9 protein-coding genes are annotated in these 14,300 nt (G+C 54.4%); all 9 read right to left on the reverse strand.

The features are described 5' to 3' along the window. On the reverse strand, positions 1-800 hold an 800-nt coding region (locus tag C5O24_RS05670; RefSeq protein ID WP_205961070.1), incomplete at its 3' end, for a phage integrase SAM-like domain-containing protein. Positions 801-1,070: 270 nt separating this feature from the next. Then, positions 1,071-4,283, reverse strand: coding sequence for an efflux RND transporter permease subunit (locus C5O24_RS05675; protein ID WP_107681566.1), 3,213 nt, complete (start codon positions 4,281-4,283; stop codon positions 1,071-1,073). Between the two features lie 39 nt (positions 4,284-4,322). After that, the gene (locus tag C5O24_RS05680; RefSeq protein ID WP_107681567.1) at positions 4,323-5,804 is read right to left on the reverse strand and encodes a TolC family protein; all 1,482 of its coding nucleotides are present in this window, start codon (positions 5,802-5,804) and stop codon (positions 4,323-4,325) included. Positions 5,805-5,829: 25 nt separating this feature from the next. Further along, positions 5,830-8,940, reverse strand: a complete 3,111-nt coding sequence (locus tag C5O24_RS05685) for an efflux RND transporter permease subunit (RefSeq protein ID WP_107681568.1) — start codon at positions 8,938-8,940, stop codon at positions 5,830-5,832. A gap of 43 nt (positions 8,941-8,983) precedes the next feature. Beyond that, the gene (locus C5O24_RS05690; protein WP_237613032.1) at positions 8,984-10,066 is read right to left on the reverse strand and encodes an efflux RND transporter periplasmic adaptor subunit; all 1,083 of its coding nucleotides are present in this window, start codon (positions 10,064-10,066) and stop codon (positions 8,984-8,986) included. Between the two features lie 210 nt (positions 10,067-10,276). After that, positions 10,277-11,050, reverse strand: a complete 774-nt coding sequence (locus tag C5O24_RS05695) for a prephenate dehydrogenase (protein ID WP_107036409.1) — start codon at positions 11,048-11,050, stop codon at positions 10,277-10,279. A gap of 10 nt (positions 11,051-11,060) precedes the next feature. Continuing rightward, positions 11,061-12,143 (reverse strand): bifunctional 3-deoxy-7-phosphoheptulonate synthase/chorismate mutase type II, encoded by a 1,083-nt coding sequence (locus C5O24_RS05700; protein WP_107036408.1) that lies wholly within the window; start codon positions 12,141-12,143, stop codon positions 11,061-11,063. Positions 12,144-12,170: 27 nt separating this feature from the next. Further along, complete coding sequence (locus C5O24_RS05705) at positions 12,171-13,358, reverse strand: pyridoxal phosphate-dependent aminotransferase (RefSeq protein ID WP_107036407.1); 1,188 nt, start codon at positions 13,356-13,358, stop codon at positions 12,171-12,173. Between the two features lie 24 nt (positions 13,359-13,382). Beyond that, positions 13,383-14,231 (reverse strand): prephenate dehydratase, encoded by an 849-nt coding sequence (locus C5O24_RS05710; RefSeq protein WP_107036406.1) that lies wholly within the window; start codon positions 14,229-14,231, stop codon positions 13,383-13,385. Between the last annotated feature and the right edge of the window lie 69 nt (positions 14,232-14,300).

Below are 14,300 nucleotides of genomic sequence, written 5' to 3' on the forward strand. Positions count from 1 at the left end.
CCTGTGTACAGGCTGAAAAGGAAGCCACGTTTTACATCGGGGCAGCTCCAAGTGAATGGCGTTTCCGCAAGTTTCCGGATCTCGTCCATTGACAATATAGGTTTCTTTATGAGCCTCGCATCACGGCGGAAAACAATCCCCTTGCATGGATTCTTCTTCATCAGTCCTTCCTCATAGGCCGATGTGACAACCTTTTTGAAAAGACCGAAGCATCTGATACCACCTTCCCCGACCGATACCTTTTTCAGATACTCTATGTATCCTGTTATCATGTCGGCTGTCAGCAAGTCCATTCTCAGGAACTCGGTGTAACGCTTGTACTTCTGGATTGAATCAAGGAAGGCTATGAAGCGGCGATAAGCCGTACCCAATCCGACCCGTGTCGGACGGGCATATATCTCATCATCACAATGCTTGCGGAAGTAACGCAGTAAATCCACTTCCTTGTCCTTTTTCAGACGATAGCCCTCACGGTCTTCGAGAAACTCCTGCTCCCGCTCGAAGCGTATCTTTTCAGCGAGGGCAAGAGTATTGCGGTTCTGAGTCCGCTCCTGTGTTGTCTTTGGAGAGAGCCAGATATATAGATTCAGATTCTCACGGCGGCGGTTGTGTTTGATTTTGTATTTAGGCTTACCGGCCATAGCCCCGTCCGTATATATGACAGGGTTGCCCGCATCGTCAATGACCGGGGTTTCAGTGCGTCCGAGATAATACTCCAACGCAAGGCTCGCACGGCCATCTTTGAGGACAGTCTGCACGAGTTTGGGGTTCTGCTTATTCTTTGTTTCGACTTTTGCCATATTGCTATGATTATGTGTTTGAGCGCAAAGTTAATGCGCTATCCACTTATGCAAAAATCGCCCTATACACTTATTAACAAACGAATCGTACAAATTGTGTACTGATTGAGAAAAAACAGGCAAATTCTCCCAAATCGTTAGAAATCAGCAAATCTCCAATCCTCTGATTCTCAAATCAAATCAAAATTCCCCAATTTCTCAAAATAATACTCGTGACTTTACCGTTTTTTTTCCACACTTCCAATATCCCGGCTCGCCTGTTTGTTGCTGTCAGGCCGGTTTCTTTCTGAAAAAGGATCTGCGGTGGCGTTCAGGGCGTGTGCGTTCAGGGCGTTTGAGGCAGAAAACGGGCAGATAGAAGAAGATCCCGACGATCGACATGATGAGTCCTCCGATGGTGCCTGTGGCGAGCGGAAACCAGAATGATTCCTTGCCGTCGCCGACCATGAAGGGTATGAAGCCGAGTATGGTTGACACCACGGTGAGGAATATGGGCAGTATCTTGGTGTTCCATGCCGTCAGATAGAGGCTGAGTGGCGACCGGCGCGGATGTCGTTCGCGCAGTGAGTTGTATTCGTTAAGGATGTATATTGAGGCGTTGACCGTGATGCCGCAAAGCAGTATGAACGAGGCGAAGCCTCCCTGGTCGAAGTTGATTTTGGTGAGGTAGAATGTCACGAACACTCCTATGAACGATATCGGTATGGTGAATATGATGGCCAGAGGCTGCATCAGCGAGTTGAAGAGTATGGAGGTGGTGAAGAATATGATGGCTATCACGAGCAGGAGCAGCCAGTAGGATGCCTCCTGATCACGGTTCCAGTAATAGTCCCATCCCTCTGTCTTGGCTGAATAGCCTATCGGGAGCTTGCGCGACAGCCGTTCGAGATCGTTCTCGAGAATTTTCTTTCCCTGTGTGCTCGATCCGATATATTCGTATTGCAGACACAGACGGTATTGCTGATTTTCTTTCGCGATCGATTTTGGAGCGTCGCGGTGGCTGACCGTCGCGAAGTCGGCCAGTTTGAGGGTGCGGCCGCCGATAGGTATAGGCATGTTCATCAGCGCCCATACATCGTAGCTCCTGCCCTGCTGCGAATTAAGATATATCTGCTCCAGGCTTCGCTCACCGTTGACATATCCGGAGTTGATCTTGCGGCCGAATATGGGATTCAGGGCGTTGTAGAGCTGCGATATGGTGAACCCTTCCTTGGCAAGGCGCTCTTTGTCGACCTCTATGGCAAATTCGCTGTAGTCGTCCTTCCAGTATGAGAATTCAGAAGCGATGGTCACCTCTTTGATGCGTCGGTGGCTGAGCAGCTGTGCCTTGAGCGAGTCGGCCCATTGTTCAAGCTCGTCGTAGTTGTAGCCGAACATCTTCACTCGATAGCTGCCGGTGCTTTCGCGCACGTCGTTGTTGAAGCCCTGGTCCTCCAGGCCGTAGACGCTCCACGAACCGCCGCCGAGAGTCTGTGCCTTGCGTATTATGTCGCTCTTTAGCTGATAGGGGAAATAGGTCTTCTGTGCGGCTTTTGTAAACATTATGTAGATCGACGCACGATACGGTGAGCTGATGGAGGTCTGAAACTGGCGTATCTCGCTGAAGCCTGTCAGATAGCTCTCCATCTGGGTGATAAGCTCGTTCATCTGTTCGAGTGTGGCGCCGTTGGGCAGTGTGGCGTAGATCTGAAGCGACGGCTCCGATTCGCCGCGGTTGAAGTAGCTGCCCGCATACACATCCTGCGTGAAAAGCCTTAAGGATCCTCCGAGAGCCACATCGGCTATCGGTTTTATCTTTTCTTTGTAGGTCTTGCTTCCGAGGGTGGCGTTGTAGAGCCGTTCCCATCGGTTGAGCTGATTGTCTGACTTGGGATTCCAGCGGTCGGTGCCTATTGATTCGGGAAGCATGAACACCGGCAGTCCGAAGCTGAGAACGAGGAGCACTGTCATGGCTGTGCGGTGACGCTGGCAGAAGCGGATGACAGCGCTGTAGGCGTGTGAGAATATCACTGCCCAGCGCTTGCCGCTGCGGCTCTTGCGGTGGCGCAGGCGCAGACCGATGCGCTCTATTAGCGCCGGAACGAGGAAGAGAGCCACAAACAGCGATACGGCAAGATTGATGATCACCACCGCCACAAAATCCTGAAGATTGAGCCTGATGCTTTCGTTGAGGAAAAACACTATGCCCAGCGCACCCACCGTAGTGAGAGTGGCCGCCATCACCGATGTGAACGCCTTGAGATTGTGCTTGTGGGTGATATGGTCGGTCATCACTATTATGTTGTCGATTATGAGGTTGAGCGATATTGTGATGCCGGCGAGCGAGTAGAGCTGTATCTCTATGCCTGTGAGATAATAGAATATCACGGCCACTGCCAGGTTGATCATCAGCGATATGGTGATGATCAGCATATAGCGCAGGTTGAGGGTGATGATGCCTACGAATGCCAGCAGTATCAGGAATGTCAGTCCCGAGCGGAAGTAGATTTTCGACAGCTCTTCATTGATGTTTTCGGTGGCGTCATATCCCATGATCACCTGATACCCTTTGGGCATTTTCGGCTTGAGCTGATCCATCAGGTCTTTCACCTTCTCGGCGAGCTGAATCTGGTTGGCGTCATCGTCGGCTGTGATGTTGAGATATATGGAGTTGAGTCCGTTGATGCGGTAGTAGCTCTGGGCTTCGGCCTCGCGCCGCTCCACGGTGACGAGCCGCGACAACGGTACGCCCGCTCCGTCGGGAGTGCTCACGAATATATGCGATGGATCAAACGATTTGCCGGCATCAAGCGTGCTGACGGAGCTTACACGCAGCCACTGGTCGCCCGAGCGGGCTATGCCGAGAAACTGTGAGCGTGAACTCTGTGTGATCGCTTCGACAAGATCGTCCGGTGTAAGGCCGAGCGAATGCAACATGTCGCTGTCATACTTTACGTTCCACTCCATCGGGCGTGCGCCCGACAGCTCCACTTTGTAGACTCCGCGCAGCTGGCCGAGTGCCGGCTTTATGTTCTCCTCGGCATAGCTCTGTATTTCGTATGGTGAGGCGGGGGCGTTGAGCGTGTAGCTTAGAAACGGGCGTGAGGCGCGGTTGTCGGCCTGACGTGTGGTGATCTGTGGATAGCTCACCTCTTCGGGCAGCTGCGACCATGCCTGCCGGATGATTGTCGACACTTCGAAGCGGGTTGCTTCGATGTCGGCGTGACGGTCGAGTCCGATCGTTATGTCGCCGCGGCCGTTCGACGAGCTGGATGTGATCTCCTTGACGCCCTGCACACGCGCAAGCATCGATTCGAGTTTGCTCGTCACTCCGCTTTCGATCACACGGGCCGAGTTGCCGGGCATGGTGAAACTCACCGTCAGGCTCGGGAGGGAGCGCGATGGCGATAGTTTGACCGGCAGCAGCGGCACCAAAGCCGCTCCCACGATGGCGAGGGCTATGAACGTGACGATGGCAGTGAATGATGATAGGCGTCGTTTCATGCGTCAGCAGAAGGCGGTGTGTGAGGTCTCGGGTTATGGTCAGCGGATATGGTGCTGTATGTCGAATTTGTTGGACAGTTCCATGCCGCTGTCGAAGTCAAATAGAGTCAGTTTGCGCAGTTTGTAGTAGCTCAGCCAGTAGTTCTGCAGTGAAGTGATGTAGTTTTTGTTGGCATCCTGCTGGCGGTTCTGCGACAGTGTGAGGGTGTTGAGATCGGCTTTGCCTATGATGAAGCGCTGACGTGTCTGCGCATACGACGTTTCGGCCAGATCGAGCGCCTCGATGGCTGAGCTGACGAGCTGACGCTGTATGTTGAAGTCGCTGACGGTCATTATCACGTCCTCTTCCATCGACAGTTCGTCCTGACGGGCCTGGATTTCAAGTATGTTGAGATTGTTCTTGGCCATGTTGAGCCGGCCTTTTCTCACTCCCCAGTCTATGAGCGGTATGTTGATCGACAGCGACACGATGTCCTGACGCATCGGGTGGTGGTAGGCGCCGGAGAAGTTGTCGGCAAACTGGTTGAAGCCCACGCTTGCATTGATGTTGGCGTTGAAGCGCTGTTCCATGCGTGTGCGGCTGACATCGCGCTGTGCTTCGAGAATACCCTGACGGTGGGAGAGAAGTTTGGGATTGTTGGCTTTGGCATGCATGAGCGCCAGATCCGGATCGATCGTTCTCGCGGAGGGCACCGACGGGAGCTGTACGGTGATCTCGGTGTTTTTGTCCATACCAAGAAACGACGCCAGTGAGAACATGGCGCGTTTCAGCGCTATGCGTGTGTTGGCGAGAGTGTTTTCGGCATTGACTTTGTCAAGTCTCAGCGTCAGCAGGTCGGCCTGCGATATCGAGGCTATCTTGAAGCGGCGTTCGCCTACGGTGTAGATCGTGTCGGCTGAGGCGAGATTGTCTTTTGCCAGACGGTATTCGGCCTGGGCGAGAGCCAGATTGAAGAAGTAGTTGACGGCCGTTTCCGACACCTCCTCCATATTGTAAAGAAATTCTTTCTTGACTTTCTCGTATTTCACCGGTTCTATGCGGCGCTCCCATCTGAACTGGTTGAAGCCTAACAGATCCTGACGGTAGCCTATACGCACGGGTATCGCTGAATACTGCGTGTAACGGGTGTGGCCGAAATTGCGCATGTAGGCCAGTGAACTTTCGACATAGAATGTTCCGCCGAGCGGGTCGAAATTCTGCACAATGTTGAGGCCGCCTGATGCGGAATATGATTTCAGGGAGTAGTAGCGGTAGACCTGGTCGGTGTTGTCGAATTCGCGTGTCACCGACTGGTTGTAGCTCGCAGGAGTGAGGTTGAGCGACAGACTCGGCAGACGTCCGGCCTTGAACGATACGTATTCCCAGTATCCCGACATATAGAGATTCTGGGAGCGGAATGCCTGCAGCGAGCTGTCGGAGGCTATCTCGATGGTGCTCTGTAGGTCGAGGGTTATGTGGCGCTGTGCGCTGATGCCGGAGGCTGTCAGCAGTGCAAGCAGTAGCAGGTGTAGTCGATTCATGATCTGTTTCGGTCGTGTGGATTGCTTATACGGTTTGGAGCGGTTTGTCGCTTTTGCGGTAGATGAGCCAGTAGACGAGCGGTATCAGGAATATGCTTATCAGTGTGCCTACAACCATTGAGCCTATCATGGCTATGGCCAGAGGCTGCTGCAGTTCCGAACCCATGTCTTTGGTGAATAGGGTGGGCACCATGGCGAATATCGTTGTGAGCGAAGTCATGATTATCGGCCTCAGGCGGCGGAGTCCGGCTGTGTGTATGGCCTCCGTCAGAGGTATGCCGGCTTTGCGCAGTTCGTTGATGGCGTCGAGTTTGAGTATCGAGTCGTTGACCACGATACCGCAGGTCACGATAATGCCTATCGCGCTCATAAGGTTGAGCGTATGGCCGAATACCCATAGGGTAAGCAGCGCGAAAGCCACGTCGAGAGGTATCTCAAGCAGCACTATCAGCGGCTGCACGAAGCTCTCGAACTGGGCGCAGAGTATGAAATACATCAGCAGTATGGAGATAGCAAGTATCACCATCAGCTCCTGCATCATCCTTGCGTTTGAGAAGAAACTGCCTGAAAATTCCACGTCCCACATGTCCGACCGGTCGACCGTCGACCGTATCCGCGACATGGTACGCTCCGGGTCGGTGATATCGTAGTAATTGAGCGGCACGTATTCGCCGTTTTTTCCGGCATGGATCTCTTTCAGTTCGCGGTCGCGGTGGGATTTCACCAGATACGACAGCGGTATCTCCGATGTCCGGCCCTCCTTGTCGGGTCGCGACTCCACGATAGTGGTGGCCAGTATCTCGTCTACGCTCCGTTCGGTGGTAGTGATGCCGATAGGCAGATATTGCTGATATGAGCGGAGAGTAGTGACCGTGTTGCCTTTCAGCGCCATGCGGAGCATGCGTTCCACTGCCGAATAATCCACATTGTAGAGCTGGAGTTTTTCGCGGTCGATCACAAGGTTTATGCGGTTGTGGAGGGCTATGCCCGACGATGGGATGCCTGTGGCCGACGCTATCTCGTCGTCGAGCGACAGCAGGCTCTCGGTTTCGGTGGCGCGTGCACGGTCGGCAGGGAAAATGCGAGCCTGAACCGTGGGCTCGTCCGAAGAGAATATCTTTTCGAAAATGTTTTCAGGAGGGCTGAAAGTCACCATCGCCTTGGGATATTCCGATCTGACGACGGAATCTATACGGGTCTGCAGAGGCGCTATGAGCGATGGACGGAGTGCGCGCAGATACACCTCGCTCTCCGACGGAGTCAGTTCGCTTCCGGCATCGAGCAGATAGTCCTGCACTCCGATATAGGCCGAGTGCATGTCGACATCGTTGTCAAGGCCTATATTGTCGAGCAGACGGTTGACGCGCGCCGCATTTTCGTCGATATTGATGTTTTCGTTCCATTCGATGCGTGCTATAAGTTCGCTGTGATCTATCTGTGGCATCCGCTCTACAGGGAGCACCATGAACATGGCCACGCACATCGGCAGGATGAGGCATATTCCCGTCACGCAGATTGCCACATGGCCGAAGCACCAGTCAATGATGCGCGTGTACACACGGTCGAGCCATGCGTTGACCTTGGTAGCCGTCTTCCCTTCATGGGCGGCGCGTGTGGCGGTGTTGTGTCCGCTTTTGCGTGAGGCTTTGCGGCGGTAGACAAGCATGTAGATCACCGGCAGAAGCATTATGCCTGTTATGTAGCTGACGGCAAGTCCGGCGGTGATGGAAAACGCCTGGTCGGTGAATATCGCGCCGGCTATGCCGCTCATGAACACCAGGGGCACGAATACCGCCACAGTGGTCAGCGAGGAGCTGAGCATCGGGGTGATCATCTCCGATGTGCCTTTGTCGCAGGCACGCATGAGCGTAAGTCCTTTCTGTCGGTATTGGGTGATGTTTTCGGTTACTATCACGGAGTTGTCGATCATCATGCCTACGGCGAGGATAAGTCCCGAGAGCGAAATGATGTTGAGCGACACATGGAAGAGATAGAACAGCAGGAACGTGATTATGATAGCCACCACTATGCTGGCGCCGATGATGATGGATGCGCGCATGTCGCCCATGAAGAAAGCCGTGACCATAAACACGAGTATGAATCCCAATATTAGATTCTGCACGAGATTGGATATGGTGTAGTCGAGCAGCTCGGTCTGGTTGCGGCTCTGCGAGAATTCTATGTCGGGATAGAGTTTCGAGAAGTATTCGGCGGTCTGCGACAGCGATTCCTTCATGTCGTCCATGTTCTCCTCGCTCTGCTTTATGATGGCCAGAGTCACGGCACGTTTGCCGCCGAAGTAGGAGTAGCCGTTCTCGCTGTCGGCTGTGACTTCCACACGGCACAGATCGCGCAGCTGCTGCATGCGGCCATTCTTGCTGATGTAGATGTTCTCTACGTCGACCACGGTGCGCAGCTGGTTGGATATGTGTACGTTGTATTCATAGTAGCCGTCGCGCACGGTCATCGTCCCTGGCTCGATATTGTTGGCGGTCAGAGATTTTTCGAGGTCGTCGACAGTCACTCCGGCAAGCTTCATCTTCGTTTCGTCGGGCACTATCCGCAGATATTGTCCCGGGATGCCGGTGACGTCGGCCATGGCTATCTCCGGCAGCTGCTCAATGCGTCGGCGCACGACATTGTCGGCCAGTTCGCACATCTGCAGGAAGCGTGTTTCGTCGGTGGAGCCGTAGGGCCGGTCGCTGCGCAGAGTCATATTGAGATACAGCACCGGTATGTCGGTGGCCGACGCTTTAATGGCCTTCGGTCGCCGTGTGTCGCGCGGCAGTGTGTTCATCGCGGCGTCGATTTTTTCGTTGACTTCGATAAAGGCGAGGTCGGTGTTGACGCCGTAGTCAAATTCGAGCTGTATGACCGACAGACCGTCGCGCGTTAGGCTCTTTATTTCGTTGAGGCCGCCCACTTGTAGCAGCTGTCGGCGCACCGTGGCGGTCACGTTGTTCTCAAGCTCGCGCGCACCTGTGTCGTCGCCCTGTATCTGCACTGTGATATGGGGTATGGCGATACCGGGCAAAAGACTTACCGGGAGTGAGAAATATGTGACAAGTCCCACAATAAGACAGGCCAGAAAGGCCATGATCACAGCTATAGGGCGCTTGAGAAGAAAATGTATCATACGATGGAGGGGCTGTCGGTTGGTGTGGGGTAGTAACGTCTGTTCAATGTTTGTCGTCGACCACTGTCACCGGCGATTCATGAGCCAGGTTCACATTGCCGTCATAGATCACTTCCATCCCTTCGGTCAGTCCGTCGGTGATTATATATTCGTTCATGTTTTCAAGTCCGGTGGTGACATAGTTCCATAAGGCTTTGCCGTTGCTGTGGACAAATACCACCTGCTTGCCGGTGCGGAGCACTACTGCCGACTTGGGCACTACAAGGGCGTTTTCAAGATCGCGCTTCACGCTCATTTTCACATTCATGCCGTCAAACAGTCCGGAGCCTTTGACGGAGGCGCGCACCGTCACGAGGCCGTCGTCATTGACCACCGGATTGATCTCGCTCACAGTCCCTTCTGAGGTTTCGCCCGTGGAGAATGAGGTGACAGTCACACGGTCGCCCTGACGTATCACTGACAGTTCGCTCTCAAGTATCTTGAACTCGACATCCATGCCGCCCGATGCCACGATGCGGCAGAACGGCTGGGAGTTGTCAGGCCGGTTGTGGACTTTCTGAAACAGGTTGGCCACTACGCCGTCGAACGGTGCCTTCAGAGTGGCGTCTTCCAGTTCGCGGCGCGTCTGCTGCAATACGGTTTCGGCCTTGTCGAGGCCGCTTCGCAGCCTGGCGAGTTTCATCACCTCAGCAGGCACTTCGCCGGGCTTTTCCGGATCGTATCCCTGACCGATCAGCACATCTGCCAGTTCCAGCCGTGCGGTTTCAAGGTCGTTGAGGTTCTGGGTCAGGGTGTTTTCAAGTTTGAATTTGTCGAGCGAGGCTATTGGCTGCCCTTTCCTGACGTGTTGGCCGTTCTTCACCATTATGCGGTCGATCACGGCATCGGACGATGCGAAACTGAGGTCGGCGAAGTCGTGTGCGCTGACTTTGCCGTTGCTCACGGTTTCATGACTGAACATCTTTGGTGTGAGTTTCAGGGTCTTGACTTCCGCTATTTTCGAGGGAAGCACGGTCGCTACGCTGTCGGTATCGTGTTCTGAACTGTCGGAGGCATTTCCGCAGCTGCTGAAGCCTATTCCGAACATTGTGCAGGCTATTGATGCGGCTAATGTCAGTCGTTTCATTACAGTCTATGGTATTCTGATTGGTGTCTGATATAATTGACGATAAATTTAGTAAAAAAGTTACAGTGCGCAGGTTTTTTTAACTTTTTTTGAGGGATGTTGTTCGTAGTGGGCATCTGGCAATGATATGGCAAGACGGTGTGGCACATACTGTTGATGGTATCCGTGCCCACCGTCTTGTCTATGGCGGTTCTTTCCGTAAAGCCGGGGTTATTTCAGATTCTGCCGTGCTTGTTCGAGATAGGATTTCATCGCGTCATGGTCGTGACGCTCTACGATCTCTTTCAGTGTGGCCAGACGCTCTACGATCTGGTCGAGCTGTGAGGGGGTGTTGGGGTTGAACAGTATCTCGCTCAGCAGGAAGTCGTCCTCCGACATCAGACCGCGTGCTATGGCCATATGGCGCTTGAAGGTCGTGCCGGGGGCATCCTGATGTTTCATGACCGACGCGAATACGAGCGTCGACGCGAACGGGATCGATAGAGAGTAGGCTATCGTGCGGTCATGCTCTTCGAAGGTGTACTCCTCGATATGCAGCCCGAGCTGTCCGTATAGATCCTTGAAAAACACACGTCCGAGATGATCGCCTTCCGATATGATGATGGCGTTTTCGTCGGCGAGATTGCTCAGCGACGCGAATGTGGGGCCGAACATCGGGTGGGTGGAAACGAACGGATGTCCGCCCCCGGCATAGAATTCCGGCAGTCCGGTCTTCACCGAAGAGATGTCGGAAAGTATGCAGGAGCGGTCGATATGGGGCAGCACGGCCTTGAATGCGTCGAGCGTGTATTTGACCGTGGCGGCATTGATCACCATTTCGGGGTGGAAACCGTCTATCTCGTCAAGGTCGCTGAACCGTTGCGCGTTGTAGGTGAACCGCAGTCGTTGAGGGTCGGGGTCGTAGACGGCCACCTCGTGGGTGAAAGAGAGCAGGTCGCTGAAAAACGACCCCATCTTGCCTACTCCCATTATAAGTATACGCATAGGGCAGTGGTCAGCGGGCACGATCGTTCAACACCTCTATCTGCTGGCGCACCGATTCGTCGTGGATGGCGAGCAGTATGGTGCGCATGAAGTTTTCGTCCATACCCATCTCCTGTCCGAGCGTCACGCGGGTGCGGATTATATCGTTGTAGCGGTTGGCCTGCACTACGGGCATACGGTGTTCCTTCTTGTACTGGCCTATCTCGCGCGACACTCTCATGCGCTTTGCAAGAGTTTCGAGCAGGTCGTTGTCGATCTGGTCGATCTGCTGGCGCAGAAGAGTCAGGTTTTCTGTCGACTGGCGTGAGTCGCGCACCACGAGGGTGTTGAGTATGAAGTTGAGAATCTCGGGCGTAACCTGTTGCGAGGCGTCGCTCCATGCCTTGTCGGGATCGCAGTGGCTCTCTATGATCAGACCGTTGAAACCCATGTCGAGCGACTGCTGCGAGAGGGGGGCTATCAGTTCGCGCTTGCCTCCGATATGCGAGGGGTCGACGATGATCGGCAGCGAGGGAAACCGCAGGCGCAGCTCTGTCGGGATATGCCATTGCGGCATATTGCGGTAGAGATGCTTGCCGTAGGTGCTGAAGCCGCGGTGGATGGCTCCCAGACGTCTGATGCCGGCGTTGTAGATGCGCTGCAGGGCGCCGATCCATAGTTCGAGATCCGGATTCACCGGGTTTTTGACGAGCACGGCCACATCGGTGCGTCCCGACTCCTGAAGTGTGTCGGCGATCTCTTGCATGGCGAAGGGGTTGGCCGAGGTGCGTGCGCCGATCCACAGCAGATCCACTCCGGCAGCAAGGGCGTCGTTGACATGCTGGCGGGTGGCCACTTCGGTGGCTGTGTACATGCCGGTCGTTTCCTTGACTTTTTTGAGCCATTCGAGTCCCGGAGCGCCGACGCCTTCGAAGCCGCCGGGCTTGGTGCGGGGTTTCCATATTCCGGCACGGAATATCTTGATGCCGTTGGCGGCGAGTTCAGCCGCGGTGGAGAGCACTTGTTCTTCGGTTTCTGCACTGCAGGGGCCGGCTATGACGAGTGGTCTGTCAGGGTCTATCCCCTTGAAGATGATAGGTTGCAGGTCTTCCATCGGTTTCTGACGTTTTTTGTGTATGTTTTAATATGTTTGGATTTGTCTGTCTGACGATTGTCTGATGCGGGCGAGTGCCTCGCGGAGTTTCTCTTCGGTGGCGCAGAGCGATATGCGTATGTAGCGGTCGCCGTTGCTTCCGAATATGAAGCCGGGGGTGACGAACACCCGCGACTCGTAAAGCGCACGGTCGGCCACGGCCTCGCTGCCGCTCTCACTGTCGGCTATGCGCCCCCACAGAAACAGTCCGCGCTGCGTCGGGTCGAATGTGCATCCCAGGGCTGTCATCACCTCCTCGGCCACGGCACGTCTACGTGCATACGTGGCGTTGAGCGTATCGTACCATGATTTGTCGGCCTCAAGCCCTTTGACAGCTGCCAGCATCATGGGCCGGAACTGTCCGCTGTCGATGTTCGACTTCACTTTGAGTATCCACTCGATCATAGTGGGATTGGAGGCCAGCATTCCCATGCGCCATCCGGCCATGTTGTGGCTTTTGCTCATTGAGTTTAGCTCTATGGCCACATCCTTGGCTCCCTCGATCTGCAGCAGGCTTGTGGGGTTTTCGTTGAGGATTAAGCTGTAAGGGTTGTCGTGGGCTATCACTATGCCATGACGTCGGCCGAAATCCACTATCCGTTGCAGAAGTTCGGGAGTGGCCTGAGTGCCGGTGGGCATGTGGGGATAGTTGACCCACATCAGTTTTATGCGTTCGAGCGGCATTTTTTCGAGCTGGTCGAAGTCGGGAAGCCAGCCGTTTTCCTCGGTGAGATCGTAGTTGAACACTTCGGCCTGCGCCAGACGGCTCACCGACGTGTAGGTGGGATATCCCGGATTGGGCACAAGCACGCCGTCGCCCGGATTGAGCAGAGCAAGCGAGACATGGAGTATTCCCTCCTTGCTTCCTATCAGCGGCAGGATCTCTTTTGATGGATCCAGCTCCACGCCATACCAGCGCCGGTAGAAGTCGGCGTAGGCTTGGCGCAGCGCGGGGAGTCCGGTGTAGGATTGATAGCTGTGGTTGCCTTCCTTGCGTGTCTCTTCACACAGGGTGTCGATCACTTCGTCGGCCGGCATGCGGTCAGGGCCGCCGATACCGAGCGATATGATGTCGCGGCCTTCGGCATTGAGGCGCGCCACCTCGCGCAGCTTCTTGGAGAAGTAGTATTCTTTCACCTCGCTTACCCTGGAGGCTGGTTGTATCTCTTTTTTCATGATTCTGGATGTGTTTGGAAGCTGTCAGATTTCATTTTTGCATTCCTTGTATTCGCCGAGCACTCTGAAGTCGTTGAGCAGAGGGCGCACTGCGTCGAGTGCCTGGCGGTAGCGCACGAAGGAGTCAAACGTAAGGTCGATATAGAATCTGTATTCCCATTCGCGGCCTATTATGGGCATCGACTGGATTTTCGAAAGGTTCATGTCGTAGAACGAGAAAATTGTCAGCACCTTCGACAACGCCCCGTGGGTATGGGGGAGGGTGAATACGATTGACGATTTGTCGAGCTGTTCCTCCTTCGGTTTGAGCTCCGGAGCCATCAGAGGATCGGCGAGTATCAGGAAGCGCGTGAAATTGCGCTTGTTTGTTTCGATTCCGCGGGCAAGTATTTCGAGTCCGTAGAGTTCGGCGGCCAGTTCGCCGCACACGGCCGCGTGTCCGCGCAGGTCATGCATGGCTATGTCCTTGGCGCTTCCGGCTGTGTCGAGTTTCTCCACAATGCGCAGATTCGGATGCCGGCGCAGATACTGTTCGCACTGCATCAATGCCATCGGATGGGAGTTGACTTCGGTCAGCGAGTCGATCGGCTGGCCTGGCAATGCGGCAAGCACATGGGAGATTCTCATCTTGTGTTCGCCGACGATCGTCAGATTGCTTTTGCGCAGCAGTTCGTGGTTCTGGAGCAGGGCGCCGGCAATGGTGTTTTCAATCGCGAGTATGCCGATAAGGGATGCATCGGTGTCGAGTGTCTCGAACATTGCCTGGAATGTGTCGCAAGGCACTGTGTCGATCTCTGTCGGTGCGAAGTAGGCTCTTGCCGCTGCATCGTGGTAGCAGCCTGCCACTCCCTGTATGGTCACTTTGGGTTTCATTGCGTATGTGTGGGATGGTCAAAATAAAAATCCCGTCGTCATCTTGTGGCGCCGGGATTTGTTATGTTT

The organism is Paramuribaculum intestinale, from assembly GCF_003024925.1.
Lineage (GTDB): Bacteria > Bacteroidota > Bacteroidia > Bacteroidales > Muribaculaceae > Paramuribaculum > Paramuribaculum intestinale.

Bases quoted from the DNA above. Each gene is read 5' to 3' on its own strand.
- C5O24_RS05675 (WP_107681566.1), bottom strand. From the start codon at position 4,283: ATGAAACGACGCCTATCATCATTCACTGCCATCGTCACGTTCATAGCC.
- C5O24_RS05680 (WP_107681567.1), bottom strand. From the start codon at position 5,804: ATGAATCGACTACACCTGCTACTGCTTGCACTGCTGACAGCCTCCGGC.
- C5O24_RS05685 (WP_107681568.1), bottom strand. From the start codon at position 8,940: ATGATACATTTTCTTCTCAAGCGCCCTATAGCTGTGATCATGGCCTTT.
- C5O24_RS05690 (WP_237613032.1), bottom strand. From the start codon at position 10,066: ATGAAACGACTGACATTAGCCGCATCAATAGCCTGCACAATGTTCGGA.
- C5O24_RS05695 (WP_107036409.1), bottom strand. From the start codon at position 11,050: ATGCGTATACTTATAATGGGAGTAGGCAAGATGGGGTCGTTTTTCAGC.
- C5O24_RS05700 (WP_107036408.1), bottom strand. From the start codon at position 12,143: ATGGAAGACCTGCAACCTATCATCTTCAAGGGGATAGACCCTGACAGA.
- C5O24_RS05705 (WP_107036407.1), bottom strand. From the start codon at position 13,358: ATGAAAAAAGAGATACAACCAGCCTCCAGGGTAAGCGAGGTGAAAGAA.
- C5O24_RS05710 (WP_107036406.1), bottom strand. From the start codon at position 14,231: ATGAAACCCAAAGTGACCATACAGGGAGTGGCAGGCTGCTACCACGAT.